The organism is Nocardioides sp. CF8 (assembly GCF_000389985.1).
In the GTDB taxonomy this organism is placed as follows: domain Bacteria; phylum Actinomycetota; class Actinomycetes; order Propionibacteriales; family Nocardioidaceae; genus Nocardioides; species Nocardioides allogilvus.
Window position 1 is genome coordinate 3,445,789 of record NZ_CM001852.1, and the last position, 25,180, is coordinate 3,470,968.

The window sequence follows — 25,180 nt, forward strand, 5'->3', positions numbered from 1 at the left end:
CAGTGGTCACGGCCCGGAGCCGCCGCCGACCAGGCGCCACTCGCCGTCCCGCTCGGCGAGCGAGTAGAACCAGGTCAGCCTGCCGGGTCGGATGGAGCCGTCCCCACTTCCGGAGGTCGTGAGGACAGTGGAATAGGTGACTTCACCATCACGCGGGCCGGCGGGCTCGCCGATCGGCTCGAACGCACTGACCACCACCGCGTCGCAGAGCTCCCCGTTGCCCACGGTGAACGTGTCAGTGCCGAGTGCGTGCGCGGTGACGCAGTCCTCGGCGAGGAGGGCCCGCAGGTAGGTCTCGAGGACCACGGCGTGCGATGCGTCAGCAGGGGGTGACGGGACGGACGGTGTGTCTTCGCAACCCACCAGGAGCGTGGCTGCCGCCACGAGGGACAACGCGCGCAGAGTGGGTCGCAGGCTCACGAACTCAATATGGCAGAACGGCATGGACGAATCCCCTGATCCGCTCGCCGTCCGCAACGTCATGGGGACTGGTCGTCCGGACAACCAGTCCCCATGACGTTGCGCTCGCCGGGCTCAGATCCCGAGGGTCGTCGTCCACTGCGTCAGCAGGTGGGCCAGCCTGGTCCGCTCGAGGTCGGAGAATCCCGCGAGCAGGCGTTCCTCGTTGGCGAAGTGGAGCCCGACCACCTCATCGACCAGGGCTCGGCCTGGTTCGGTGAGGGCGATGCGGCGTACGCGCCCGTCGTGCTCGACACGCTCGCGGGTCACGAGGCCGGCGGCAGCCAACCGGTCGACGCGCTTGGTCACGGTGCCCGAGGTGATCATCGTGGTCTCGGCGAGCTGACCGGGGGTCAGCGCGAACGGCGAGCCGGCGCGACGCAGCGCGGCGAGCACGTCGAAGTCCCCGTCGCTCAGGCCCGCCTGCTCGAACACGGGGCGGAGCTCGGTGTGCAGGGCGTCCGCCAGCCGGTGGAGACGGCCGATGATGCCCATCGCGCTGGTGTCGAGGTCGGGGCGCTCGCGCGCCCACTGGGCTTGCAGCCGGCCGACGTGGTCGAGGTCGCCATTCACGAATCGGAATATATCTTCCTCGGCAGATATTGTCTCTTCTGTGGAAACTATTCTTCGGAGCCGGTTCGGGATCATCCTCCTGACGGCGATCGCACCGGCGGCGTGGGGCACGACCTACATCGTCACCGAGCAGTTCCTGCCCCCGGACCGTCCGCTCTTCGCGGCGCTCGTCCGGGCCCTGCCCGTCGGCCTCGTGCTGCTCGCCTGGCGACGCCAGCTGCCGCGTGGCGACTGGTGGTGGAAGGCCACGGTGCTGGGCCTGTTCAACATCGGCCTGTTCTTCCCGCTGATCTTCGTCGCGGCCTACTACCTCCCCGGCGGGCTCGCCGCGACCATCCAGGCGACCTCACCGCTGGCCGTCATGGCGCTGGCCTGGCTCCTGATCGGCGAACGAGCCGCCGCGGCGCGCATCGTCGCCGCGGTCATCGGCCTCGCCGGCGTCACGCTCCTCGTCCTGCAGAGCCCCGACGGCGTGACCACGCTCGGGCTCGCAGGCGCCTTCGGCTCGGTGGCCGTCAGTGCGCTCGGCTTCGTGCTGATCAAGCGCTGGACCCCGCCGGTCGACATGCTCACCCTCGTCTCCTGGCAGCTCGTCGTCGGTGGCCTGGCCCTGCTGCCCGTCGCGCTCCTCGTCGAGGGCGCGCCCCCGGCCGTCGACCTCACCGCCGCGCTCGGCTACGCCTGGATCGCGATCGTCGGCACCGGCCTCGCCTACGTCTGCTGGTTCACCGGCCTGCGCGCCATGCCGGCCGGCGCCGTGTCGCTGATCGGCCTGATCAACCCGGTGGTGGGTACGGCGCTGGGCGTCGCGTTCGCCCACGAGGTGTTCGGTCCCATGCAGGCGCTGGGCGTGCTGCTCGTCCTCGGCGGCGTGGTGCTCGGCCAGCGCGTGTCCCGTCGTCCGGCACCCACTCCTCCGGAGCCGGTGGCAGACGTCGGCGACCGGGCGTTGACAATGACCAGGTGAGTTCCGGGGACACCGAGCGCGTGGACGCGACCTTCCGTCTCCGCGACGTCGCGCTGTCGGCGTACGCGCCCTCGATCGTCAGTGCGATCGGGCACGGCGCGGTCCTGCCGGTCCTGGCGCTGCGCGCCCTCGACCTCGGCGCGGACGTCCCGACTGCCGCCTTCATCGTCGCCCTGCTGGGCGTCGGCAGCCTGCTCGCCTCCCTGCCCGCTGGCGCCCTCGTCGCGCGGATCGGCGAGCGCCGGGCCCTGACCACGGTCGGGTCGCTCGACGCGGTCGCGATGGCCTTCGCCGCCCTCACCGACTCGGTCGTCGCGCTCGGGCTGGCCGTGCTGCTCAGCGGCATGACCTGGACCGTCTTCATGATGGCGCGACAGGGCCACCTCATCGATGCCGTCCCGCTGGCCTTCCGTGCGCGGGCGATGGCCGCGCTCGGTGGCAGCATGCGGATCGGGGTGCTCGTCGGACCGCTGCTCGGCGCCGGCCTGATCCACCTCGGCGGGCTGACCTGGGTCTTCTGGCTGGCCGCCGCGATGTCGCTGGCGTCGGCGCTGCTGGCCCGCTCGATGCCCGACCTCGGCTCCGAGCACCGCGGCGCGACGCCGCACCTGTCGGTCGTGTCGGTGCTGATGGAGCACCGGCGCACGCTGCTCACCGTCGGCGTCGCGGTCGTCATCATCTCGGCCAGTCGAGCGCTGCGCATCGGCCTGCTGCCGTTGTGGGCCGAGCACGTCGGGCTGTCCGCGAGCACGACCTCGCTGATCTTCGGGGCGGCCGCGGCCGTCGACCTCGTGTGCTTCTTGCCGGGCGGCTGGCTGATGGACACCTACGGGCGGTTCGTCGTCGCCGTACCCGTCGTCGCGACCACGGCCCTCGCCTGCCTGCTGCTGCCCCTCGCGACGACCGCGGTCACGGTGGCCGCGGTGATGGCGCTGATGGCCGTCGGCAACGGCCTCGGCGCCGGCATCGTGATGACCCTGGGCGCCGACACCGCGCCGATCGAGGGACGCGCGCAGTACCTCGGCGGCTGGCGGCTGTGCGGCGACATCGGGCTCTCCGGAGGCGCGCTGCTCGTCAGCCTCGCCGCAGCCGCGGCGCCGCTGGCGGCCGCGTGCCTGGTGATGGGCGCCGGGGCTGCCCTCGGCACCGTCTGGGTGGGCTACTTCACCCGGCGGCTGGACCTCAGCCGACGGTGACGACGACCTCGTTGGAGACGAGGTCCTTGTCGGTGTCGATGACCCGGAAGGTGTTCTCGCCGGTCTGACCGGTCTGCACGTAGGTCGAGAACGTCTGGTTGTTCACCGACGCCGTCACCGGGAAGTCCTCCCAGCTGCCGTCCTCGAGCCGCTGCACCTGGAGGATCGCGCCCTCGCCGGTGGGGTAGCTGCCGGTGAGGTCGATCTGCTGCATCGCACTGACCGACTGCTGGCCTGCGGAGAGCTCGATCTCCTTGCTGTTCGCGTCGGACGGGTCGACGGGCGAGGCGGTGGTCGACGCCGGGCTCTCCGGCACCACCGTGTCCGAGGTGATCGTGGGCTCCGGCAGGTAGAGCGAGCCGCTGCTCGTGGCGCTGCCCGCCGACGAGGCAGTCGTGTCACCGTCGAGACCGAGGACCTTGCTGCCGACGAGAGCGGCCAGGCCGCCGATGATGCCGATCACCGCGGCGACGGCGACCAGCGCGATCAGGCCGGTCAGGACCGGGCGGTCCTCGGTGTCGACCACGTGACTCTCCTCGTTGCAGGCTGGGGTGGCCGCCATTGTCGCCGACGGCCGGTCAGGAGCCCAAGCCGGCTCAGAAGCCGCGGGTCCACACGACGTCGTCGACGATCCCGCGCGAGCGCCAGCCGAGCGGCGTACGCACGAGGTCGTGGTGGTAGTAGCCGCCCACCTCCCACAGCTTCTCCGTCCCGTCGGGGTCGGTGCTCACCATCGGGTTCGTGAAGTACGCCGTCGCGCGGGCCGCATCCCCGTCGAGCTCGATCGACACCTGGCCGATGAGGTGCTGGAAGCGGTCGAAGCCCGCCAGCCCCTTCTCGATCCACGGGACCACGACGGCGGGCACGTCCTTGGGGCCGCCGACGATCGAGTAGTCGAGCACCGCGTCGTCGGTGAAGACGTGCACGAGGTCCTCGAAGGAGCGCGTGTCGACCGCTCGCGTGTAGCGCGTGATGAGGTCGGTGATCTCCTGGCGGTCGCTGAGCTCCTGCAGGTCCATGGCGCGAGCCTAGAACACGTTCTAGTGTGTGGCCATGAGATTCACGTATGCCGAGGCGATGACCCAGGCGAAGTTCTACGCCCCGCTCGCCCAGGCCGCCGAGGCCGCGGGCTACACCTCGATGACGGTGGCCGACTCGCTGATCTATCCACGCGAGTCGGACTCGAGCTATCCCTACACCGACACCGGCGACCGGGAGTTCCTCGAGGACAAGGAGTTCGTCGAGACGATGGTGATGTGCGCGCACCTCTTCGCGGTCACCTCGACACTGCGGCTCACGCCGTTCGTGCTCAAGCTCCCCGTCCGGCCGCCGGTGCTCGTCGCCAAGCAGGCGTCGTCGCTGGCCTTCCTCTCCGACAACCGGCTGGGGCTGGGCGTCGGGCTGTCGCCGTGGCCCGAGGACTTCGTGACCCTCGGCGTCCCGTGGGAGCGCCGCGGCAAGCGGATGGACGAGTGCATGGACGTCCTGCGCGGGCTGACGTCGGGTGAGTTCTTCGGCTACGACGGGGAGTTCTACAGCTTCCCCGAGCTCAAGCAGAGTCCGGCGCCGACGTCACCGATCCCCCTCCTGGTCGGCGGCCACAGCGATGCGGCGCTGCGCCGCGCCGTACGCAAGGGAGACGGCTGGATGCATGCCGGCGGGGACGGGGAGGAGCTCGACCGGCTGCTCACGCGGCTGGCTTCGATTCGGGCCGAGGAGGGGGACACGCGCGACGACTTCGAGGTGCACGTCATCTCCTACGACGCCTACGACCCCGACGGCGTGAAGCGGCTCGAGGACCGCGGGGTCACCGACTGCATCGTCGGCTTCCGGGTCCCCTACATCCTGGGCCCGGACACCGAGCCGCTCGCGAAGAAGGTCGAGCACCTGGAGCGCTACGCCGAGTCGGTGATCTCGCGTGTCTCTTGACCTGTTCCGCGACGCGATCGAGGAGGCGGAGCAGCTCATCCGCAACCCGCCCTTCGACATCACCGAGCAGGAGCTCGCCGAGGGGCTCGACTACCTCGCCGGCTCGATCCGCTCGGCGATCCAGATGGCGTTCGACCACGACCTCGAGCACCCCGTTCTGATCAACCCGACGCACCAGTACTCACGCCAGGGGCTCGACAACCCCGACGCGGTCTACTTCAACGCCAACCTCACCTCCGACGCGTCGTACGTCGTCTCGGGGCGCCGCGGCACGACCGCCGACCTGTCCTTCCAGATCATGAGCGGGGGCTACACGTCCTCGGGGACACCGGACACGCTCGCCGCCTTCGACGACCGCTCGCTCCCCGTCGCCGACGACGGGACCTTCGAGTGGCGGTTCGGGCCGGAGCTCGGACTCCGGAAGGGCTCGACGCTGATCGTCCGCGAGGTCTACTCCGACTGGCTGGCGGAGGACCGGGGCACCCTGCGCATCCAGCGCCTCGACACCGCCGGGGTCCCACGCGCTCCGGTCTCGGTCGAACGGATCGAGAAGAGGTACGCCGTCGCGGCGAAGCTGCTCACCGGACGGCTGGCCACGTGGTTCGCGTTCCCGGAGTGGTTCACATACAAGGAGCCCGTCAACACGCTGACCGCCCCGGCCACGACGCCCGGCGGCCTGCCCACGCAGTTCTCCTCCATCGGGCACTACGCGCTCGCCGACGACGAGGCTCTCGTGGTCTCGGTGCCGGCCAGCGCGGCGCCGTACCAATCGATCCAGGTCGGCTCGAAGTGGTACGTCTCGACGGACTACGAGCACCACCAGACGTCGCTGACGCGCGCGCAGTCGCACGTCGACGACGACGGGATGCTGCGCTACGTCATCTCCGCGCAGGACCCGGGGCTGGCGAACTGGCTGGAGACGACCGGGCACGCGGCCGGCGTGATGATGCTGCGCTGGCAGCGGACGGACCAGGCTCCCGGTGGGCCGACGGTGTCGGTCGTGCCGTTCTCCTCGCTCGCGTCGATGGCGTCGCTGGCCCACCAGCGCGTGACGCCTGCCGAGTACGCCGCGCGGATCGAGGCGCGGCAGGTCGGGATCGCGCGGCGGATGATCTCGTGAGTGGGTCGTCTGCGCCGCAACCCTCGACGCAGAACTGAAACACGTTCTAGTCTGACGCCATGACGCTCCTCCAGGACAAGGTGATCGTGCTCTCCGGTGTCGGCCCGGGGTTGGGCCGTGCCCTCGGCGAGGAGGCTGCGCGGATGGGCGCCGACCTCGTGCTGGCGAGCCGCACCGAGCGGCGGCTGGAGAAGATGGCAGCCGTCGTCGGCGAGCTGGGGCGCCGGGCCCTCGTCGTACCGACCGACATCACCGATGAGGCGCAGCGTGCCGCCCTCGTCGAGCGAGCGCTGGCGGAGTTCGGGCGGGTCGACTGCCTGATCAACAACGCGTTCGGGATCCCGCCGATGGACCCGCTGACGACGCTCGACCTCGACGGCCTGCGCGCCGCGCAGGAGACCAACGTCTTCGCCCCACTGCGGCTGAGCGCACTGTTCGCCGACGCCCTCGCGGCGAGCAGCGGGTCGATCATCAACATCAGCTCGTGCGTGGTCTACACCTCGCAGCCGGAGTACAGCGGCTACAAGCTGTCCAAGGGCACCCTCCAGCACCTCAGCTCCAGCCTCGCGACCGAGCTCGGCCCGCGCGGCATCCGGGTCAACTCGGTCGCGCCGTCCTACATCTACGAGGACGTCAACAAGGCCTACTTCGACTGGATCGCGTCGGAGTCGGGCCGCACCCACGACGAGGTCTACGCCGAGAAGGCCGCGCCGACCGACCTCAAGCGGCTCGCGACGGCCGACGAGGTCGCGCGGGCGACGCTCTTCCTCGCCAGCGACCTGGCCAGCGCGGTCAGCGGGCAGACGCTCAACGTCGACTGCGGCGAGTTCCACTCGTGAGGGTGCGTGACGATGTCGGCACCCTCGACGACATCACCGCGGCGGCCGTTCGTACGACCGGGCTCAGCGACTTCGGCGACGACACCCACGAGGAGGGACTGGGGGTTCTCCTCCAGGACTACGCCAGCGCCTCCGGCCTGACCGGCGTCGGCAACTACCGCATGCGCGGCATGGTCAAGGGCCTGCTCGTCGCGAAGCTGATGGCGCAACAGGGCTTCAGCGCCAACCCCGCGTCGAAGGACGTCGCGATCGAGAGGCCGGTCTTCATCATGGGTCTCCCCCGATCCGGCACGACGCTGCTGCAACGCCTCCTGACGGCGGACCCGGCACACCAGGGCCTTGAGCAGTGGCTCGCCGACCTGCCGCAGCCCCGCCCGCCGCGCGACACCTGGGAGAGCGACCCGATCTTCGGCGCGATGCAGGCGGGCTACGCCGCGTTCCACGAGGCCAACCCCGAGCTCGCCGGGCTGCACTACTCCGACGCGGCGTCGCACGAGGAGTGCTGGCGGCTGCTGCAGCACACCGGCCGCTCGGTCGCCTTCGAGACGCAGGCCTTCACCCCGGGCTACTCCGCCTGGCTTGCCGGGCAGGACTGGACGCCCGCCTACGAACGGCACCGCGCACTGCTGCAGCTGATCGGCCTCAACGACACCGAGAAGCGCTGGATCCTCAAGAACCCCAGCCACCTCGTCGCGCTCGATGCGATCAAGGCGGTCCACCCCGACGCGGTCGTCGTCGTCACGCACCGCGACCCGGTCGCGTGCACGGCGTCGATGTGCTCGCTGGCCGCCGCCTCGACCCGCGGCACCTCGGACGTCTTCGTCGGCGACACCATCGGTCGCACCCAGCTCGACCTGCTCGCGCGTGAGCAGGCGGCCTTCCGCGCGAGTCCGCACTCGGGCGACGTGGTCGACGTGGCCTACGACGACCTCGTCGCCGACCCGCTCACGACCGTGCGCGGGGTGTACGGCGCTGCCGGGCTCGAGTGGAGCGACGCCGGCGCCGCAGCGGTGTCGGCGGAGCTGGCGCGGTCGCGCAGCGGCGTACGCGCCCCGAAGCATGCCTACGACCTGGCCGACTACGGCCTCACCGAGGCGCAGGTGCGCGACGTCCTGACCGAGTAGTTCGCCTCGGTCTCGACACGGCGCTGGCGCGCCTGCTCAACCAGCGGCACAGGTTCGCTGGTTGAGCAGCGAGGAACGAGCGCGTCGAAACCAAGGACTCAGCGCGTGATGCGGATCGTCGCGCCGTCGCGCGGCACGCTGGTGATGTTGCGGACCTTGGGCTTGTCCTCGCCCATCGACTCGACGGCATAGGTCGAGAGGACCTCGCGCAGCACGACGACGCCCTCCATCAGCGAGAAGCCGGCGCCGATGCAACGGCGCACGCCGCCGCCGAACGGGATCCAGGTGTTGGTCGCCGGCTGTCCCTCGATGAAGCGCTCGGGCCGGAACTCCGACGGCGACTCGTGGTTGTCGGGCCGCGAGTGGGCGATGATGATCGAGGGCCCGACGGTGGTGCCGGCGGGCAGGTCATGGCCACCGATGCTCGCGGGCTTCATCAGGGTGCGCACCACCATCGGGATGACGGGGTGCAGGCGCATCGACTCCTTGAGCACCGCCTCGAGCCAGTCGTCGTCGCCCTCGACGGCCGCCGCGCGCGAGCGCTCGAGCAACGCGGGAGATCGCCCCAGCTCGTAGAGCGCCCACGCCAGCGCCGTCGCGGTGGTCTCGTGACCGGCGAGCAGGAGGGTGATGAGCTGGTCGCGGAGCTCCTCGTCGGTGAGGCGGTCATCGGTGGAGCCGCCCTCGGTGCCGACGCGGATCAGCCGGGACAGCACGTCGGTGCGCGAGTCCAGGTCGGCTGCCGCCCGACGCTCGCGGATCTCGGCGTAGATGAGCGCGTCGAGCTCGAAGGCGTTGTCCTTCGACCGCTTCCACGGGCCGAGCTTCTGCAGCCGCGGCATGCCGTAGCCGAAGAGGATCGCCGGGCTGATGTCGACGACCTTGTTGACCCGTGGGCGCATCTCGGCGAGCCGGGCCTCGTCGGTGACACCGAAGACGACGCGCAGGATCACCTCGAGGGTGAGCCGGTTCATCCGCCGGAGGGCGGAGAACGACTCCCCCGGCAACCACGACGCGACCTCGGCGGTGGCGACGTCGGTGACGAGATCGGCGTACTCACGCAACGCGTGGCCGTTGAAGGCGGGCATCAGGAGCTTGCGGGCCCGCTTGTGCTCGCTGGAGTCCTGGAGCAGCAGCGAGTGCTCGCCCATCATCGGCCCGAGGATGGCGTTGCCCTTGCCGGCGTGGAAGACCTCCGGGTCGCCGGCGAAGATCTCGCGCGCGTGCTCGGGCCGGGTGAAGAGGACGAGCGGCCGGCCCTGCGGCAGGATCCGGACCGTGAACGCGTCGCCGTAGCGCCGGTGCGCCCACGGCACGAACTGGTGGCGGAAGCGCAGCAGCCCGATGCTCTGGATGATCGCCGGCCAGCGCGGACCCGGCGGCAGCCCGTCGAGGTCGACCGGCGTCGGCGACCCGGCGAGCGGACGCATCTTCTCGTAGCGGCGGGCCGTCAGCGCGTGCGCCTCCGCGTCCGTCGTCGCCATCTGGTCGGGTCGCTGCTCCAGCGCTGTCATGACCCGAGCCTAGGCCGCAGGCGGGGGCGCTGTACGCGCAACTCAGTCAGCGCGTGAAGTTACAGGACAGTCGTCGACGGCGCCGGGACGACCTCGAAGCGGGTCGTGGCCTTCAGCTTCAGGTCTCCGCAGCTCTGCCGCAGCACCGGCCCGGGGAGCTCGACGACCTCCACGTCGGGACTGCCTCCGCCCAGCACGTGCAGCTCGCGCACCTGGTCCACACCGCTGCGTCCGGCCCGGCCGCGGCTCAGGTCGAGCGGCACTCCGCCGGCCTCGATCTCGGCGCACGCATCGACCACGTTGTCGGTCGTCAGCCGACCGAGGGTGTGGCCGCTGGGCAGCGCGAGCAGGGTGCCGGAGAACCGGTGCCCGCCGAGGTGCGTGGTCTCCCACGTCTCCTCGGGCCAGCGTGCCGCCAGCGCCGCGGTGATCGGGCGACCGATCTCGGCGCAGCACCGGTCGCGACGGCCGTTGGTGCACCCCAGCCACAGCGCGCCGTCGTGGTCGGTCAGGTCGCGCTCGAGGTCGAGATCGAGGAGCGCCTCGGCGTCGGGCAACGACGCGGTGCGTACGGCGAACCCGTCGCCGTACGCCACGGCATGGAAGACGCGCACGCCCGGCCCACCGACGCCACCGTGGCGCCGGATCAGCTGCACGCGGACCCCGGACAGGCCGTCGAGGTGTCCCTTCACCGCCTCGGGCAGTCGACTCTCCGCGACGGCCTGGCGCCCCCACGCCCCGGGATACTCCACGAACAGGAAGGCAGAATCCGTCGGCGCCGTACCGGCCAGCGGCTCGCCGTCGTCGCGGCTGCCCACGTGGCAGCGGAAGTCGTCGTCAGTCATCTCATGACATTGTGCCGGGCTCATCCTGGCGGCACGGGTTGGGGAACCAGATCGGGCGACCAGGCTCGCCAGACCCCGATGTCGTTCCCCGACACCGGTCAGCGCGAAGCGTGGCCTGGCCTGGCGGGCGTTCCTTGGACCTGAGTCCTCAGAAGACTCAGGTCCAAGCGCGGGTCTGATCCGCCGAGCTGGCGCCCCGCGCCGCGAAGCTACCGAAGGGTACGGGGGTCACCCGGTGGCAAAGACCCCCCGACTGTTCGGTAGCTCCCGTTGGGCGCCGGGCAAGCCGGCGACCGGCTCCTCAGGCCGGGATCAGCCCCTCGCGGCGTGCGATCGCGGCGGCTTCGGTGCGGGAGGAGGCGGCGAGCTTGCCGAGGATGTTGGAGACGTGGACCGAGACCGTCTTGGTGCTGATGAAGAGCTGCTTGCCGATCTCGCCGTTGCTGCGGCCCTGCGCGACGAGCGCCAGGATCTCGCCCTCGCGCGGCGTCAGGCTCACGGTGTCGACCTGCGACCGAGCGCGCTGGGCGGCCGATCCGAGCGTGGTCAGCTCGGCCAGCAGCGGCTCCGCGCCCAGCGCCCGCGCGGTGTCGCGCGCTTGGTCGGCAAGGACCCGTGCGCCGGCAGCGTCGCCGGTCGCGCGCAGCACCTCGGCGAGCCTTGCTCGCACGCGGGCGACCTCGTAGACGTTGCCGTAGGCCACGAAGGCCGCCTCGGCCGCTCGCCACGCCGCGACCAGCTCGTCGGGACCGGGAGGATCGAGCTGGCTCAGCCACCGCCAGCGCAGCTCCTCGGCGGCGAGGCGCGCCACCCAGGCCTGGTATTCGGGACCGCGCGCCGTGTCGTACTGGGCATAGAAGTCGGCGACCCGCGCCGCGTCGCTGAGCATGCGCCCGGTGACCTTGGCTGCTGCCTCCCGCTCGGCGACGGACTGGTGGGCGGCCGCCGTCGCGTGGATCCCGATCACGATGGTGGTCAGCCGCAGCCGCGCCTGGAACCACTCGTGCCACAGCGGCCGGACGGTCTCGACGACGTGGTCGTAGATCTCGACGGCGCGGGCCGGGTCGCCGGCCTGCTCGGCGCGCATGAGCTCGGCGGAGGCACCCACGATGGCGATCAGCCCGTCGCGCGACCAGTAGTCGCGCAGCGTGGTGAACGAGTCGGGCTTGCACCTGCCCCGGATCGCGACGATCTGCATCTGGTGGGCGAAGTAGAGCCACTCGTAGGTCAGCGGCGGGTTGAGCCCGGACACGTCGAGCAGGTCGAAGGCCTCGTCGAGCCGACCGAGCTCGGACAGGACGCTGGCCTTCATCCAGCGTGCCTCCGCCGGGAAGGGCGCCCACCGCAGACCGACCTCCTCACCACGGCGGATGACCCGCTCGTAGACCTCGACCGCTGCGTCGAACTCACCCCGGTCGTGGTGGAACCGGCCGAGGAAGTAGAGGGCACGCAGCTCGGGCTCGACGTGTCCCTCGGCGCGCGCACGCTCGGCTGCTCCCCGCCAGGCCGACCGGCGCAGGTCGAGGTCGGGAGTGTCGTCGAGACTGATCAACGTCGTGGAGATCTCGACGGCGATGCCGGTCAGGCTGTGCCTCTCGGCCAGCGCCAGCCCCTCCATCGCGACCATCCGCGCCCGCTCCTCGTCCCACCGGCTCAAGCACTGGGCGTGGATGCCGAGGGCGCGGGCCAGCAGCTTGGGCGGCGCGTCGGCGAGGAGCTCGACCGCTTCGGCCGCCATCGCCTCCGGGTCCTCGGTGGTGTCGGTCAGCAGCAACGCGGCGGCGATGGAGGTGAGGATCTGTCCCCGGTCGATCGCCGACGCGTCCGCCGGCATCGCCTCGAGGTGCTTGCGCAGCACGGTGACGGCCTTGGACACCCGCCCCGAGGCGATGAAGGCCTCCGCGCACCTGCGCACCAGCGCGTGCAGGTCGATGTCGGCGGGCAGCTCGGGCAGGGCGGCCAGCAGCCGCCACGCCTCGAGGAACTGCATCGCCGCCTCGTTGGGCCCGCCGACCGCGAACGCCTGGTTGCCGGCCTCGATGCTGGCCACGGCGGCGGTCAGCCGATCACCGGCGCGCCGCGCGTGCAGCGCGAGCTCGGCAGCGGTGCCGGCCACGCGGCCCGACTGGAGCGCGGTCATGAAGGAGGTGTGCAGCCGGGCCCGCTCACCGGGCAGCAGGTCGTCATAGACCGCCTCGCCGAGGAGTGCGTGGCGGAAGGCGTAGGACGCCCCCCGGGCCTGCACCAGCACGTTGGACTCGACAGCCGAGCGGAGGGCACCCTCGAGCTCGGCCGCGTCGAGCCCGGTGACCGCGGCGATCAGCTCGTGGGAGACATGACGACCCGCGACACTGGCGACGCGCACGACCTCGAGGGTGCGGTCGTCGAGATCGTCGAGACGGACCATCAGCACGTCGGCCAGCTCGGCCGGGATCTGGCCGCCGGTCGCCCAGGTCGCGCCGACGAGCTCCTCGACGAAGAAGGCGTTGCCCTCGGCGCGGTCGACGATCTCGGCGACGCTCGCCTCGGGGATGGTGGAGTGCTTGTGCATCGCATAGACGAGCCGGCGCACGTCACCGTCGGCGAGCGGTTCGACCTGCACCCGCTCGACCCCGCGCAACCGGGCCCACTCCGCCACCTGCGGTCGCAGCGGGTGGCGGCGGTGCAGGTCGTCGGAGCGGTAGGACACGACCAGGCCGACCGGGCCCGCGAACGGGCGGGAGAACAAGAAGCTGAGCATGTCGCGGGTCGACTGGTCCGCCCAGTGGGTGTCCTCGACCACCACGAGGAGCGGCCCCGCCTCCGAGAGGGTCTCGAGGAGGTCGTGGACGGCGGCGAAGATGTTGCCCCGGTCGAGCGACTGGTCCTCGTCACGGTCATCGGTGGCGCGCAGCCGACGGCCGGGCTGGAGGCGGGCGAGAGTGGGGTGACGATCGGTCACGCTCGCAGCCACCTCCGGCCGGTCCGTCAGGACGCGTCCGAGGATCTCGGAGAAGGGGAGATAGGGCAGGGACCCGTCGGCCAGGTCGAGACAGTGCCCGGCCAGCACCAGCCAGCCCTCGTCGACGGCGACGTCGCGGAGCTCGGTCAGCAGCCTGGTCTTGCCGACCCCGGCGTCGCCGGCCAGCAGCACCGCCCGGGCCGCACGCGGCAGGCTGGCAGCCGACGCGCGAATGCCGAGCCGGGAGATCAGGTCCTCCAGCTCGGCATCGCGTCCGACGAGGTCGGTGCTGCGGGTGGTCGACACAAGGGTCATTGTGTCGTCTTCCACTGACAACGGCTCTCCTGTTTCCTCGGGTTCGGTGGAGCTGACCGTCGCCTGGGTCGTGCTCATCGCGGGTCGGAGGTCTTCGCGGACCGCTTGGCGGCGGCCAGCTCGCGGCGCGTGGTCAGGCCGCGCCGTACGCGCCCCTCGCGATAGGTGACCTCGGCGTTCATGAAGCTGTCGGTGGTGAACATGGTGTCTCCTTCATCGTGATCACCGCCTGTCTGGCGGTATGAGGAGAGATTGCGCCGCTGAGGTAGGCAGCCACATCGGGCACGTGTCCTAACCCTGCTGCCACGCCTACCTCAGATCGCCCTCAGGGCTACCTCAGACGGCGTGCGCGAGCACCGGGACCAACGCTCTTGCCGGATGGGCAGGTAAGCGCCAAGGTGCAGCAAGAGAAAAAAGTCCAGGCGAATCGCGACGTGGGTGTATCAACCACTGCTCAGCCCGCTCCTACCCAATGTGAGGGACGTCAGCATGGTGCGTGAGAGGCGTGTCAGGGGCACCGACCCGTGGCCGGCCGGGGGGACGGACATGGCAACACTGGTCTTCGAGGCTCGCGGGGGAAGCCAGTCTGCGTGGAACCAGCTCGTCGAACGCCTGCTGCCCTTGGTGACGTCCCTCATCCGACGCCACCGCGTCACCGGAGCCGATGCCGACGACGTCAACCAGACCGTGTGGCTGCGGCTGGTCGAGCACCTGGACCGCATCGACGAGCCGCGCGCGCTGCCGGGATGGCTGTCCACCGTCACCCGCAACGAGTGCCTGCGCATGCTGGAGAAGAGGGGCCGGGTGATCCCGACCGACCCGCAGACCTCCCCGACCTTCGAGCGCGCCGACGACGCCCCCGACGTCGCCGACGCCTTGCTGGTCAGCGAACGACAGAACGCCCTGGTGGACGCGCTCCTCGAACTGCCCGCCGAACGACGAGAGCTGCTGCTCCTGCTGACCGAGGACCCCCCGCTCACCTATGCGGAGATCAGTCGCCGATCCGGCATCCCCGTGGGCAGCATCGGACCGACCCGCGCCCGTGCGATCCAGCAGCTGCGCAACACGACTGCCCTGCGTCACCTCGCACCACCTGCCCCCGACGGGAGAAACCGATGAACGAGACCACCCCTGATGAGCAGGCCGTCCTGGACGAGCTTGCTCTTGCTCTGCGTTCACGCGACGACATCGACCCCAAGCACCGCGTTGCTGCCCAGGCAGCCTTCGCGTGGCGCACCATCGACGAGGAGCTGATGGAGCTGACCTACGACTCCCTGCTCGAGCCGTCAACCGTCCGCAGCGCGGGCGTCGACGAGCCGCGCACCGTGTCCTTCAGCTCCACCATCGGCAGTCTCGAGCTCGAGATCGACGGCGAGCGGATCATGGGCCATGTGCTCCCCGGCGGGACCGTGACCGTGGTCATGACCAATGTCGTCGGTCAGCGCGTCCAGTCGCCCAGCGACGAGGACGGAGTCTTCGAGCTGATGGGCTCGCTGCCCGGTCCGGTCCGCTTCACCATCGAGGGCCAGGGCACGACCCAGTGGCTGACCTTCTGACCCACCAGCCGCTGGTTGAGCAGGCGCGCCAGCGCCGTGTCGAAACCAAGGCGGCGGTCTGACCTAGTTGTTCGGCTCGAGCACCGGCCCGACACCCCGGCGTCCGGCGATCCTGGCCTCGGCCAGCAGCTCGTCGGCGGCGTGGCGCGCGCTGATCCCGTGCTGGCTCATCCGCGCCGCGATCAGCCCGGAGACCAGTGGCGTCGAGAAGGACGTCCCGCTCCACTTCGCCAGGCCCTTGAACTCCCGCTTGTCCCCGACGTTCGGCGGCTCGTGGCAGAAGAACGTCCCGGTCGGATAGGCATTGACCAGGTCGGTGCCGAGGGCGTAGACGTCGACCCAGCTGCCGAAGTTGGAGTAGTCGGCGCGCCTGCCGTCGGCGTCGAGTGCTCCGACCGAGACGGTCCAGGGGAAGGCGGCCGGCCAGAACGGCAAACGGTGCGAGTCATTGCCGGCCGCGGCCACGAGGACCGTGCCCTTCAGGTGACTCAACCGCTGCTCCCAGAAGACCTCGAAGCCCAGCAGCGGCAGCTGGCCACGCGTGGGGCATCCCGCGGACAGGGAGATGATGTCGGGAGCCAGTGCCAGGGCCTCGCCGAGCTGGACGACGATCTCCGATTCGTAGACGGCTCCCCCCAGGGGCAGGAATCCCTCGACCCGGATCCTGGTGGCGGGTGCCTGGGTGCGCACGACGCCGGCGATGAACGTGCCGTGGCCGGCGTACGGATGGATGTTGTCCACGTCGATCGTCTCGGGGTCGCCCGTGACCCCTGCGAGCCACGGGGAGGCCGGGTCCGTCGCGGCATCGGGCCACCAGCCCGTGTCGACCACGGAGACGAAGACCCCGGTGCCTGCGCCCGCGTCGCTCGTGACGGGCGGGTACGGCGCCGGCGCCTCGTCCAGCTCCTGCGGCTCGGTCGCCGGGCAGGCCGTGCCGCTTCCGCCCGGAGTCACGAAGAGGATGTGGTCGGGTGTGGCGATGCCGGTGCCCAGCTCACGGTCGACGCGCCGCAGGTGGTCCGCGGTCTCGGTGTCCGTCGACACCCGCAGGACGCTCAGACCGCGCAGCTGCTGTGACCGGTCGTCCTCGACGCGCTCGGCCCCGAGCAGCTCGGCCACGTCGCGCCAGTGCTCGTCGCGCGCGAGCAGGTAGCCCGGGCGGTAGAGGTAGGAGAGCCATCCGTCATCGGTCCACACGGCAGCAGCGGCGTCGGGGCCACCCATCGCCTCGATGAGGTAGGCCACCTGCTCGCGGATGATCTCCTTCTGGAGGCCTTCGCGCTTGTCGTCCCACTCACGACCTGACTCGTCGCGCTGAGCGTCGGTTGACGAATTGTCCATGACTGTCCCCCAGATGGGCTTGGATGGAGCGAGCCGGCCTCGCCGAGAGCGGCGCGCCTGGCCCGAGGTTAGCGAGTGGTCGCAGCGGGTGGGAGGGATTCAAGGGTGTCTGGTCCGACTGGTCAAGACCTGCTCCGGCTGGCCGTCACGGAGCCCGGCCGAGCCGCCGATGTCGCAACCAGGGCCGTCGCCACCGGCACGGATCCGGAGGAGCTGTCGTACGCCCACCACGCGCTCGGGATCGTTCAGCGCGACCGCGGCGACGTCGACCTCGCCCTCGTGCACCTGCGACGGGCCCGGCAGCTGGCGAGGCGCACGAGCGATGCTGACCGGGTCTCCGACGTCCGCGCCACGCTGGGCACCGCCCTGGCATTGCACGGCGAGTCACGGGCCGGGCTGCGCGAGGCTGACGGTGCCGTCGAGATGGCCTCCGCGCGCGGACCGATCAGGCCCCGGGCCCTGATGCGCCGGGCCTACGTCCTGGCCCGCCTGGGCCAGCACTCCGCCGCGATCGCCGACCTGCAGCAGGCCATCCCGAAGTTCCGGCGAGCCGGCGACGTGGTCTGGGAGGCGCGGGCGCTCAACCTCCGCGCCTACGCGAGGTTGCCCCGTGGCGACCTCGTCGGCGCGGAGGACGACCTTCGTCAGGCTGAGGCCCTGTTCACCCGGCACGAGGCACACCTCGAAGCGCTCGCCGTGGTGCACAACCTGGCGCTGATCCAGTTCTTCCGCGGTGACCTGCCCGGAGCACTGGCGGCATTCGCTGACCTCGGTGAGCGGTACGCCGAGCTCGGCGCTCCGCACCTCGAGCTGGCGCTCGACCGCGCCACCGTGCTGCTCGTGGCGGGTCTTTGCGACGAGGCCGCGCAGGTGGTCGGCGCGGCAGCAGTGTGGACCGCGCGCCGGCCGCAGGAGCGTGCCGAGGTGCTGCTGATGCGCGCGAGCGCCCGGCTCGGCCAAGGTGATCCCGAGCTCGCCCTCGCTGACGCGCAGGTCGCCCGACGGCTCTTCGCCCGGCAGCATCGGGACTGGTGGCGCACCCGGGCCGACCTCGTGGGCCTCCAGGCCCGCATCGACCTCGGCCGCGGTTCCCGACGGGCCGCTGTCGCCCTCGCCGACTCGCTCGCGGACGACCGCACCGAGGACGGTGTGCTCGCCGCCCTGGTGGCCGGACGCGAGCTCGCGGACAAGGATCCGGCTGGCGCTTCGACGTACCTCTCCCGAGCTGCGCGCGGACGGCACCGCGGCAATCCGCTGAGCCGCAGCACCGCGTGGCTGGCGCACGCCCTCGACCTGGAGGTGCAGGGGCGCCCGCGCGTGCTGCAGGCAGTGGGTCAGGGTCTCGATGCCCTTGCCGAGCACCGCGCCTCGCTCGGCAGCCCCGAGCTCCGCGCCCTGACCGCGATCCACAGCGCGGACCTCGCCGCCCTCGCCGTACGCCACGCGCTCCCTCGTGGTCCCCGCGCGCTGGTGCACTGGAGCGATCGCGGCCGCGCGGCGTCGCTGAGCGAGCCCGTTGCGGCGCCGTCCGATCCGGTGATCGACGCCCTCCTGGCCACCATTCGAGGCTTGTCCCACAGGATTGCCGAGGAACCAGACCCCGCAAGGATCCAGACCCTGACGCGGGAGCGTGCACAGAAGGAACGCGAGGTCCGGCTGGCCTGGGCGGCGACGTCAGGATCGGGCGGGCTCGCGAGGACCACGTCGCCCGAGGAACTCGTCTCCCGGCTGGGCGATCGGATCCTGGTGCAGCTGGTGAACGTGGACGCGACGCTGTACGCCGTCGTGGTGCGCGACGGTCGCTGGCGGACGTTTCTGATCGGCCCGTTGGAGGACGCCCACAAGGCCATGGAGCGGGCGTTGTACGGCCTGCGCAGCGCGACGCGCGGTCGGCCCATCGACCTCACGCCGCTCGCGCTCCGGTTGGAGAGCGCGCTGCTCGGCCCAGTGGCCCGGCTGCTGCCGGTTGATCGCTCGGTGGTGGTCTCGCCGCCCGCCGCCTTCCTCGGGGCGCCGTGGGGGCTGATCCCGTCCCTGCACGACCGCGCCTTTTCTCCGACGCCCTCGGCGACCTCGTGGGTGCGGGCCGCCACGGCTTCGCCGTCGTCCACGCGGACGGTCTTCGTGGCCGGACCCGGGCTGCCCACGGGTGGTGGTGAGGTGGTGGCCGTCGCCGCCCTTCGCCCGGACGCGACCACCCTTGTCGGCGCGTCGTCGACGGTGGGCAGTGTGCGATCGGCGTTGGACGGCGCCGGCCTGGCGCACATCGCAGCCCATGGAACCTTCCGCCACGAGAGCCCGATGTTCTCCAGCCTCCAGCTCGCTGACGGTCCGCTCACCGTCGACGACATCCACCGGCTCGAGCGGCCTCCGCACCGCATCGTCCTCCCCGCCTGCCGGTCCGGCGTCGTCGCCGACATCGGCGGTCAGGACGTCATCGGGTTCGCGTCGGCCCTGCTCACCCAGGGCACCGCCGGCGTCGTCGCGTCGATCGCCGACGTGGACGATGCCGCGACCGTGCAGGTGATGCTCGCCCTGCACGCCGGCCTTGCCTCTGGGCAGCGGCTCGACGAGGCCCTCGCCGGCGCGCGTCGGTCGTCGTACGGCGATCCGGTCCGGCACGCGACCGCGGTGCTGTTCGCGGCGATGGGGGCGGCGTAGCGCCGCTGCAGCCTTCGCTGGCCGGCGTGCGTCCGACGATGCGGCTGCCGGCCTGTCGGACGTCCGCCGGGACGTCCGACGACGTGGCTGCGGGGTGGGCGCTCAGGACCCCGGGACGACCGGGCGACCGCCCTGCCAGACGCCGGCCACGAGCGGGACGCCCGGACGATAGGCGAGGTGGAGGTACGACGGAGCCTCGAGCAGCACGAGATCGGCGCGCTTGCCCGGGGCGATCACCCCGACGTCGTCGCGGTCGAGGGCCTGGGCGCCCATGGCAGTCGCCGCATGCAGGGCCTCGGCCGGGCTCATCCGCATCTCGCGGACGGCCAGCGCGATGCACAGCGCCATCGAGGAGGTGAAGCAGGAGCCGGGGTTGCAGTCGCTGGCGATCGCGACCTGCACGCCCGCGTCGATGAGCTTGCGGGCGTCGGGATAGGGGTGCCGGGTCGAGAACTCGACACCCGGGAGCAGCGTCGCGATCGTGCCGGAGTCGGCCAGAGCACTGACGTCGTCGTCGGCAAGGTAGGTGCAGTGGTCCACCGCGACGAGCCCGAGCTCGGCGGCGAGCTTGACCCCTCCGCCGTACGTCAGCTGGTTGGCGTGGAGGCGACCGCGCAGGCCGTTGTCGGTGCCCGCTGCCAGGATCGCTCGTGCCTGGTCGACGTCGAAGGCGCCGTCCTCGCAGAAGACGTCGATCCAGCGGGCGTGGGGTGCTGCCGCGGTCAGCATCGGGCCCGTGACCAGGTCGACGTAGTCCTCGGGGGTGGTGCCGGCGGGGACGACGTGGGCGCCGAGGAAGGTGGTGTCCTCGGTGAACTGGCGGGCCACGGCGAGCGAGCGAGCCTCGTCGTGGACCGAGAGTCCGTAGCCGCTCTTGATCTCCAGTGAGGTGGTGCCCTGGGCCCGCATCTCGGCAACGAGACGGGCGACGTGCGACGTGAGCTGTTCGTCGGTGGCCGCGCGAGTGGCCGCGACGGTGGTGCGGATGCCGCCGGCGGAATAGGGCTCCCCTGTCATGCGGGCGGCGAACTCCTGCGCGCGATCGCCCGAGAACACCAGGTGGCTGTGGCTGTCGACATAGCCCGGGATGACGGCGCGACCACCTGCGTCGCAGACCGTGTCCGCGGCGGGTGCGTCGCTGGCCCGGCCGACCCAGGCGATGGTGCTGCCCTCGAGCACGACGGCCGCGTCGTCGACCAGGCCGAGCATGCCGGTCGGGTCGCGGTGGTCATCGGGGCGAGCCTGCGCCGCGACGTTGGTGGTGAGCTCGCCGATGCCGGTGACCAAGATGCTGCTCACAGCTCCCACACCTTCCCGATCGCGGTGGCCAGCTCGCGTCCGACCTGGCCGGCCTCAGCCTGCCGGAAGACGATGCGCCCGTCGACCATGGTCTGGGTGACGTCGGCCGCGCCGGCCGCGAAGACGACGGTGTGCTCGTCGGCGCCGGTGCCGGCCGTGCGCGGGCTGGCGGTGTCGAGGGTGACGAGGTCGGCGCGCATGCCCACGGCGATCGCGCCCGCGTCGTCCCAGCCGAGGCTGGCGTGACCGGTCGTGGTCGCGGCCTCGAGCAGCTCGGCTGCCTGCCAGTGCCCGCGCTGCTGGCTGACCAGGCGCTCGTCGAGCTCGACCGCGCGCATCTCCTCGAAGAGGTCGATGACGGCGTGGCTGTCGGAGCCGAGGGTCAGGCGCGCGCCCGCGTCTCGCAGTGCGCGGCTCGGGCCGACGCCGTCGCCGAGGTCGCGCTCGGTGGTCGGGCAGAAGGAGGCGAACGCGCGCGCCTCACCCAGGAGCGCGATGTCGTCGGCGGTCAGGTGGGTCGCGTGCACGGCACTCGTCATCGGCCCCAGGAGGCCGTGGTCGGCCAGGAGCCGCGTCGGGGTCACGCCGTACGCCGCTCGGCAGCCGTCGTTCTCAGCGACCTGCTCGGAGAGGTGGACGTGGAGCGGCCGACCATCGGCCCAGGCGGCGAGCGGGGCCAGCGCGGCTCCGGGCTCCGAGGGCAGCGCGCGGACGGAGTGCAGCGCGCCCGCGACCAGCGCCGCGTCGGACCCGGCCAGCCCGTCGACGCGTGCCGCCCAGTCCTCGGCCGACCCGTCGTCGTACCGCACCTGCGCCCCCTCGGGCGGAGCGCCGAAGCCGCTGGAGAGGTAGAGCGTGTCGAGCAGGGTGATCCGAAGCCCGGCGACGCGCGCGGCCTCGATCAGCGCCAGGCCCATCGCGTTGGGGTCGTCGTAGGGGCGACCGTCGGGGCGGTGATGGAGGTAGTGGAACTCGCCGACGCAGGTGATGCCCGCCGCGACCATCTCGCGGAAGGTGGCGGTCGCGAGGGCGAGGTAGGTGTCGGGGTCCAGTCGCTCGGCGACGGCATACATCTGCTCGCGCCAGGTCCAGAAGCTGCCTCGCTCACGCTGGGTGCGACCGCGCAGGGCGCGGTGGAAGGCGTGGCTGTGGGTGTTGGCGAGGCCGGGGACGGTGAGCCCGTTGAGGCGTTCGGCCGCGCTCGCCAGGACACCCGGCTCGACGGCGGCGAAGCGGCCGTCGACGACCTCGACGTGCACGTCGTCGTGGACCCCGTCGGGGAGCAGGGCGCGCTCGAGGAGGTAGGTCGTCACGACGCCAGCTTCGCCAGGGTGTCGGCCAGCGCCTCGACGCCGGCGAGGCAGTCGGCCATTTCGGCGAACTCGTCGGGCGAGTGCGAGACCCCGGTCGGGTTGCGGACGAAGAGCATCGCGGTCGGGATGCCGGCGGCCGACAGGATGCCGGCGTCGTGGCCGGCCTGGGTCGGGATGATCGGCCAGTCGCCGATGGCGGCCAGCGAGCGGGCGAGGTCGGGGTCGAAGGCGACCGAGCCGGAGACGGACTCGGCGGTGACGCTCAGCTGCGTCCCGTCGAGCGAGGCGCGTTCGCTGCCCTGGCGGGAGATCGCGTCGACCAGCTCGGCGAGGGCGTCGTCGGACTCGCAGCGCGCGTCGAGCCACGCGGTGACGCGCGACGGCACGGCGTTGGTGCCGTTGGGTGCGACCTCGATCCGCCCGAAGGTCGCTCGCTGCTCCGCGAGGCGGGCCTGCTTGTTGGCGGCCAACGCGGTCATCGCATAGGTGAGCATCGGGTCGCGGCGGTCCTCCATCCGCGTGGTGCCGGCGTGGTTGGCCTCGCCCTCGAAGTCGAAGCGGTAGCGCCCGTGCGGCCAGATCTCGCTGGCCACCCCGACGGCGACGTCCCGGTCGACGAGGTCGCGGCCCTGCTCGACGTGCAGCTCGACGAAGCAGCCGACACCGTCGAGGGAGAGCAGCCCGGTCGACGGGTCGAGGCCGGACGCAGCCACGGCGTCGCCGAGGAAGATGCCGTCGCGGTCGCGGCGCTCACGCGCCTCCTCCCAGGTCGAGGAGCCGGTGACGAGGCGGGAGCCGAGGCAGGCCAGCCCGAAGCGCGAGCCCTCCTCCTCGGTGAAGACCGAGACGCCGATCGGGCGGTCGGGCTCGAAGCCGCGAGCGCGCAGCACGTCGATGGCGGCGATGGCCGAGACCACGCCGAGCGGGCCGTCGTACGCCCCACCGTCCAGGACGGAGTCGAGGTGGGAGCCGGTGAGCACGGCCGGCAGGTCGCTCGGTGCGACCGGGCGCCACCAGGCAACCTGGTTGCCCATGCCGTCGGTCTCGAGCTCGAGTCCCCGGGCGACGGTCACCTCGGCGAACCACGCCCGCAGCTCCGACTCCGCCGAGGTCCAGGGCTGACGGAAGTAGCCGCCCGAGGTGGCCGACCGTCCCACGTAGTGCAGGTCGCGCCACATCGCCTCGAAGGTCATGGGGTGAGTCCATCGGGTCGCGCGCCCGTGGTCAACGACGACAGCCCCTAGGGCGTCTCAGATCCGAGACGTCAACCCGTTGACCACGGGGCTAGGTTGGCGCACGTGACCACCGCCGAGCCCGCGTCCCCCGGTCCGCGCTGGCTCGGGGACGCTCTGCAGGTCGGCCTTGCCGTGGCGCTCGCGCTCCTCCTGCTGCCGGTCGGACTCACCTCGGTGCGCGAAGGCGACACCGGCAGCGCGTGGACGGTCGTGCTCCTCGCTGCCCTGTGCGTGCTGCACGCGCTCGTCGCGGTGGCGCACCGGTGGCCGCGCGAGGCCTTCACATTGGGCGGCCTGGCCATGCTGGCGCTGGTGGCCGGCCCCGACCTGGGCGGGCCGACGGCGGTGCAGGCGGGTGGTGAGTACGCCCCGGTGCTGCTGCCGACGTGCCTGGTGTTCTTCGTCCTCCTCTACGCGGTGGCCGCGCACGCGGCGCAGCCGTGGCCGACCATCGCCCTCGGCGTCACCCTCGTCGGCTGCCTGCTGACGGTCGTGCGGTTGTGGGACGCAGAGTTCGTGCTGCCCGTGTCGGCGATGTGGGTGTGGCGGCTGTTCCTGACCGTCTCCGTGCTCGGCGGGACGGCGGCCGCGTGGGCGCTGGGCCGCTACCGAGCGACCCGGATCGCCTGGATCGGCGCGCTCGCCGACCGCGGCGCGGCCGACGAGCGGCGGCGGATCGCCCGCGAGATGCACGACGTCGTCGCCCACTCCCTCGCGGTGATGGTGGCCCAGGCCGAGGGCGGCCGGATGGCCGTCGCCGCCGGCCCGGAGCGGGCGCCGGAGATCCTGACGTCGATCGCGACCTCCGGCCGCGAGGCCCTGGCCGAGATGCGCGGCCTGCTCGGCGTCCTGCGCGACGACTCCTCGCCTGCCCCGCCCCAGCCGACGCTGGCCGACCTGCCGGACCTCGTCGAGCAGGTGCGCGCCGCCGGGCTGCGGGTCGACCTCTCGACCACCGGGGCGCCGCTGCGCCTCCCGGTGCTGCGGGAGCTGGCGGCGTACCGCGTCGTCCAGGAGGCTCTCACCAACGTCGTCAAGCACGCGCCGCGCGACTCGACCGCCACCGTCGCCCTGGCGTGGGAGCCGACCGGCCTGGGGATCACCATCAGCAACGACGACGACAGTCCGCCGGCAGGAGACGGTCAGGGCCGCGGCCTCGCCGGCATGCGCGAACGCGTCGAGGCGGTCGGTGGCTCGCTGGTCGCCGGGCCGGTCGACGGCGGCTGGCGCGTGAGCGCGAGGATTCCCGCGTGAGTGAGGAGATCCGCGTCGTCATCGTCGATGACCAGGAGCTGATGCGCACGGCGCTGCGGATGATGGTCGAGTCCCAGCCCGACCTGCGGCTCGTCGGCGAGGCGGCCGACGGCATCGAGGCGCTGGAGGTGGTGCGCTCGCGCCGCGTCGACGTCGTGCTGATGGACCTGCGGATGCCGCGCCTCGACGGCATCGCGGCGACGGCCCAGATCACCGCCGAGCTGCCCGACACCCGGATCGTGGCGCTCACGACCTTCGACCTCGACGAATACGCCTTCCCCGCGATCCGCGCCGGCGCCAGCGGGTTCCTGCTCAAGGACGCCCGCGCAGAGGAGATCGTCGAGGCGATCCGCACCGTGCACGCCGGCCACGGCGTCGTCGCACCCTCCACCACCCGGCGGCTGATCGAGCACGTCGCCACCTCGCGCGCCGAGGGCGACGGCCCGGCGGAGGTGCTCGCGAAGCTGACCCCGCGCGAGGCCGACACCCTGCGCGAGATCGCGACCGGCGACACCAACGCCGAGATCGCCCGGCGCATGCACCTCTCGGAGGCGACCGTGAAGACCCACGTCGGCCACGTGCTCGCCAAGCTCGACCTCCGCGACCGCGTGCAGGCGGTGGTGCTCGCCTACGCGTCGGGCCTCGTGCGTCCGGGCGACACCTGAGCCGATCTCGTCCTCGAGGATGAGGAGCGCGCGA

The 25,180-nt window shown here is 71.8% G+C and carries 23 protein-coding genes; 11 read left to right on the forward strand and 12 right to left on the reverse strand.

Features of this window, described 5'->3' with window-relative positions; translation table 11 throughout:
• Window positions 1-6: 6 nt before the first annotated feature.
• Window positions 7-420: a hypothetical protein gene (locus CF8_RS16840; protein WP_156887257.1), complete on the reverse strand. Its 414-nt coding sequence runs from the start codon at window positions 418-420 to the stop codon at window positions 7-9.
• Between the two features lie 114 nt (window positions 421-534).
• The gene (locus CF8_RS16845) at window positions 535-1,032 is read right to left on the reverse strand and encodes a MarR family winged helix-turn-helix transcriptional regulator (RefSeq protein ID WP_010834301.1); all 498 of its coding nucleotides are present in this window, start codon (window positions 1,030-1,032) and stop codon (window positions 535-537) included.
• Between the two features lie 40 nt (window positions 1,033-1,072).
• On the opposite strand from CF8_RS16845, the gene CF8_RS16850 reads away from it, so the two are divergent.
• Together CF8_RS16850 and CF8_RS16855 are read left to right on the forward strand one after the other, a co-directional pair.
• Window positions 1,073-1,999, forward strand: a complete 927-nt coding sequence (locus tag CF8_RS16850; protein ID WP_010834302.1) for an EamA family transporter — start codon at window positions 1,073-1,075, stop codon at window positions 1,997-1,999.
• Window positions 1,996-3,195, forward strand: a complete 1,200-nt coding sequence (locus CF8_RS16855; RefSeq protein ID WP_036491308.1) for an MFS transporter — start codon at window positions 1,996-1,998, stop codon at window positions 3,193-3,195. The genes CF8_RS16850 and CF8_RS16855 overlap by 4 nt, the downstream gene beginning before the upstream one ends.
• Here CF8_RS16855 and CF8_RS16860 read toward each other — a convergent pair.
• Window positions 3,182-3,721, reverse strand: coding sequence for a hypothetical protein (locus CF8_RS16860; protein WP_010834304.1), 540 nt, complete (start codon window positions 3,719-3,721; stop codon window positions 3,182-3,184). The genes CF8_RS16855 and CF8_RS16860 overlap by 14 nt on opposite strands.
• A 70-nt stretch (window positions 3,722-3,791) precedes the next feature.
• Window positions 3,792-4,214 carry a nuclear transport factor 2 family protein gene (locus tag CF8_RS16865; RefSeq protein WP_010834305.1) on the reverse strand — a complete coding sequence of 141 codons (423 nt, stop codon included), beginning with the start codon at window positions 4,212-4,214 and terminating at the stop codon, window positions 3,792-3,794.
• A 34-nt stretch (window positions 4,215-4,248) separates the two neighbouring features.
• On the opposite strand from CF8_RS16865, the gene CF8_RS16870 reads away from it, so the two are divergent.
• Genes CF8_RS16870 through CF8_RS16885 form a run of 4 tightly spaced genes read left to right on the forward strand, consistent with a single transcriptional unit; the run spans window position 4,249 to window position 8,207 of the window.
• Window positions 4,249-5,124 (forward strand): TIGR03619 family F420-dependent LLM class oxidoreductase, encoded by an 876-nt coding sequence (locus CF8_RS16870; protein ID WP_010834306.1) that lies wholly within the window; start codon window positions 4,249-4,251, stop codon window positions 5,122-5,124.
• Window positions 5,114-6,244, forward strand: a complete 1,131-nt coding sequence (locus CF8_RS16875; RefSeq protein WP_010834307.1) for a hypothetical protein — start codon at window positions 5,114-5,116, stop codon at window positions 6,242-6,244. The genes CF8_RS16870 and CF8_RS16875 overlap by 11 nt, the downstream gene beginning before the upstream one ends.
• Window positions 6,245-6,303: 59 nt before the next feature.
• Window positions 6,304-7,083 carry an SDR family oxidoreductase gene (locus tag CF8_RS16880; protein ID WP_010834308.1) on the forward strand — a complete coding sequence of 260 codons (780 nt, stop codon included), beginning with the start codon at window positions 6,304-6,306 and terminating at the stop codon, window positions 7,081-7,083.
• 2 nt (window positions 7,084-7,085) lie between these two features.
• Complete coding sequence (locus tag CF8_RS16885) at window positions 7,086-8,207, forward strand: sulfotransferase family protein (RefSeq protein WP_010834309.1); 1,122 nt, start codon at window positions 7,086-7,088, stop codon at window positions 8,205-8,207.
• A gap of 98 nt (window positions 8,208-8,305) precedes the next feature.
• Here CF8_RS16885 and CF8_RS16890 read toward each other — a convergent pair whose 3' ends face one another.
• The 4 genes from CF8_RS16890 to CF8_RS23510 form a co-directional block, all read right to left on the reverse strand.
• On the reverse strand, window positions 8,306-9,721 hold the full coding sequence (locus CF8_RS16890) for a cytochrome P450 (protein ID WP_010834310.1): 1,416 nt from the start codon (window positions 9,719-9,721) through the stop codon (window positions 8,306-8,308).
• Between the two features lie 59 nt (window positions 9,722-9,780).
• Window positions 9,781-10,566 carry a sucrase ferredoxin gene (locus CF8_RS16895; protein WP_010834311.1) on the reverse strand — a complete coding sequence of 262 codons (786 nt, stop codon included), beginning with the start codon at window positions 10,564-10,566 and terminating at the stop codon, window positions 9,781-9,783.
• A 301-nt stretch (window positions 10,567-10,867) separates the two neighbouring features.
• On the reverse strand, window positions 10,868-13,813 hold the full coding sequence (locus tag CF8_RS23505) for a helix-turn-helix transcriptional regulator (RefSeq protein WP_051204249.1): 2,946 nt from the start codon (window positions 13,811-13,813) through the stop codon (window positions 10,868-10,870).
• Between the two features lie 83 nt (window positions 13,814-13,896).
• Window positions 13,897-14,025 (reverse strand): hypothetical protein, encoded by a 129-nt coding sequence (locus CF8_RS23510; protein WP_269634795.1) that lies wholly within the window; start codon window positions 14,023-14,025, stop codon window positions 13,897-13,899.
• Between the two features lie 343 nt (window positions 14,026-14,368).
• Between CF8_RS23510 and CF8_RS16905 the strand changes: the two genes are divergently transcribed.
• Together CF8_RS16905 and CF8_RS16910 are read left to right on the forward strand one after the other, a co-directional pair.
• Window positions 14,369-14,941, forward strand: a complete 573-nt coding sequence (locus CF8_RS16905; protein WP_010834313.1) for an RNA polymerase sigma factor — start codon at window positions 14,369-14,371, stop codon at window positions 14,939-14,941.
• Entirely contained in the window at window positions 14,938-15,378 is a 441-nt protein-coding gene (locus CF8_RS16910) for a hypothetical protein (protein ID WP_010834314.1), read from the forward strand. The genes CF8_RS16905 and CF8_RS16910 overlap by 4 nt, the downstream gene beginning before the upstream one ends.
• Before the next feature lie 63 nt (window positions 15,379-15,441).
• Here the strand turns inward: CF8_RS16910 and CF8_RS16915 are convergent, their stop codons facing one another.
• On the reverse strand, window positions 15,442-16,719 hold the full coding sequence (locus tag CF8_RS16915) for a S8 family peptidase (RefSeq protein ID WP_010834315.1): 1,278 nt from the start codon (window positions 16,717-16,719) through the stop codon (window positions 15,442-15,444).
• Window positions 16,720-16,824: 105 nt separating this feature from the next.
• On the opposite strand from CF8_RS16915, the gene CF8_RS16920 reads away from it, so the two are divergent.
• Complete coding sequence (locus CF8_RS16920) at window positions 16,825-19,380, forward strand: CHAT domain-containing protein (protein ID WP_010834316.1); 2,556 nt, start codon at window positions 16,825-16,827, stop codon at window positions 19,378-19,380.
• A 102-nt stretch (window positions 19,381-19,482) separates the two neighbouring features.
• On the opposite strand, the gene hutI is transcribed toward CF8_RS16920, so the two are convergent.
• Genes hutI through CF8_RS16935 form a run of 3 tightly spaced genes read right to left on the reverse strand, consistent with a single transcriptional unit; the run spans window position 19,483 to window position 23,185 of the window.
• On the reverse strand, window positions 19,483-20,679 hold the full coding sequence (gene hutI / locus CF8_RS16925; protein ID WP_010834317.1) for an imidazolonepropionase: 1,197 nt from the start codon (window positions 20,677-20,679) through the stop codon (window positions 19,483-19,485).
• Window positions 20,676-21,992: a formimidoylglutamate deiminase gene (locus tag CF8_RS16930; RefSeq protein ID WP_010834318.1), complete on the reverse strand. Its 1,317-nt coding sequence runs from the start codon at window positions 21,990-21,992 to the stop codon at window positions 20,676-20,678. Before CF8_RS16930 ends, hutI begins: the two co-directional genes overlap by 4 nt.
• Entirely contained in the window at window positions 21,989-23,185 is a 1,197-nt protein-coding gene (locus tag CF8_RS16935) for an allantoate amidohydrolase (RefSeq protein ID WP_010834319.1), read from the reverse strand. Before CF8_RS16935 ends, CF8_RS16930 begins: the two co-directional genes overlap by 4 nt.
• Before the next feature lie 105 nt (window positions 23,186-23,290).
• Here CF8_RS16935 and CF8_RS16940 point away from each other — a divergent pair, with 105 nt between their 5' ends.
• A complete protein-coding gene (locus CF8_RS16940) occupies window positions 23,291-24,481 on the forward strand; it encodes a sensor histidine kinase (RefSeq protein WP_010834320.1) in 1,191 nt (396 codons plus the stop codon).
• On the forward strand, window positions 24,478-25,146 hold the full coding sequence (locus CF8_RS16945; RefSeq protein ID WP_010834321.1) for a response regulator: 669 nt from the start codon (window positions 24,478-24,480) through the stop codon (window positions 25,144-25,146). The genes CF8_RS16940 and CF8_RS16945 overlap by 4 nt, the downstream gene beginning before the upstream one ends.
• Window positions 25,147-25,180 lie beyond the last annotated feature (34 nt).

Coding starts and splice junctions, on each gene's coding strand:
- CF8_RS16935 (WP_010834319.1), bottom strand. CDS start 23,185: ATGACCTTCGAGGCGATGTGGCGCGACCTGCACTACGTGGGACGGTCG.
- CF8_RS23510 (WP_269634795.1), bottom strand. CDS start 14,025: ATGTTCACCACCGACAGCTTCATGAACGCCGAGGTCACCTATCGCGAG.
- CF8_RS16880 (WP_010834308.1), top strand. CDS start 6,304: ATGACGCTCCTCCAGGACAAGGTGATCGTGCTCTCCGGTGTCGGCCCG.
- CF8_RS16905 (WP_010834313.1), top strand. CDS start 14,369: ATGGCAACACTGGTCTTCGAGGCTCGCGGGGGAAGCCAGTCTGCGTGG.
- CF8_RS16865 (WP_010834305.1), bottom strand. CDS start 4,214: ATGGACCTGCAGGAGCTCAGCGACCGCCAGGAGATCACCGACCTCATC.
- CF8_RS16870 (WP_010834306.1), top strand. CDS start 4,249: ATGAGATTCACGTATGCCGAGGCGATGACCCAGGCGAAGTTCTACGCC.
- CF8_RS16890 (WP_010834310.1), bottom strand. CDS start 9,721: ATGACAGCGCTGGAGCAGCGACCCGACCAGATGGCGACGACGGACGCG.
- CF8_RS16910 (WP_010834314.1), top strand. CDS start 14,938: ATGAACGAGACCACCCCTGATGAGCAGGCCGTCCTGGACGAGCTTGCT.
- CF8_RS16915 (WP_010834315.1), bottom strand. CDS start 16,719: ATGGACAATTCGTCAACCGACGCTCAGCGCGACGAGTCAGGTCGTGAG.
- CF8_RS16895 (WP_010834311.1), bottom strand. CDS start 10,566: ATGACTGACGACGACTTCCGCTGCCACGTGGGCAGCCGCGACGACGGC.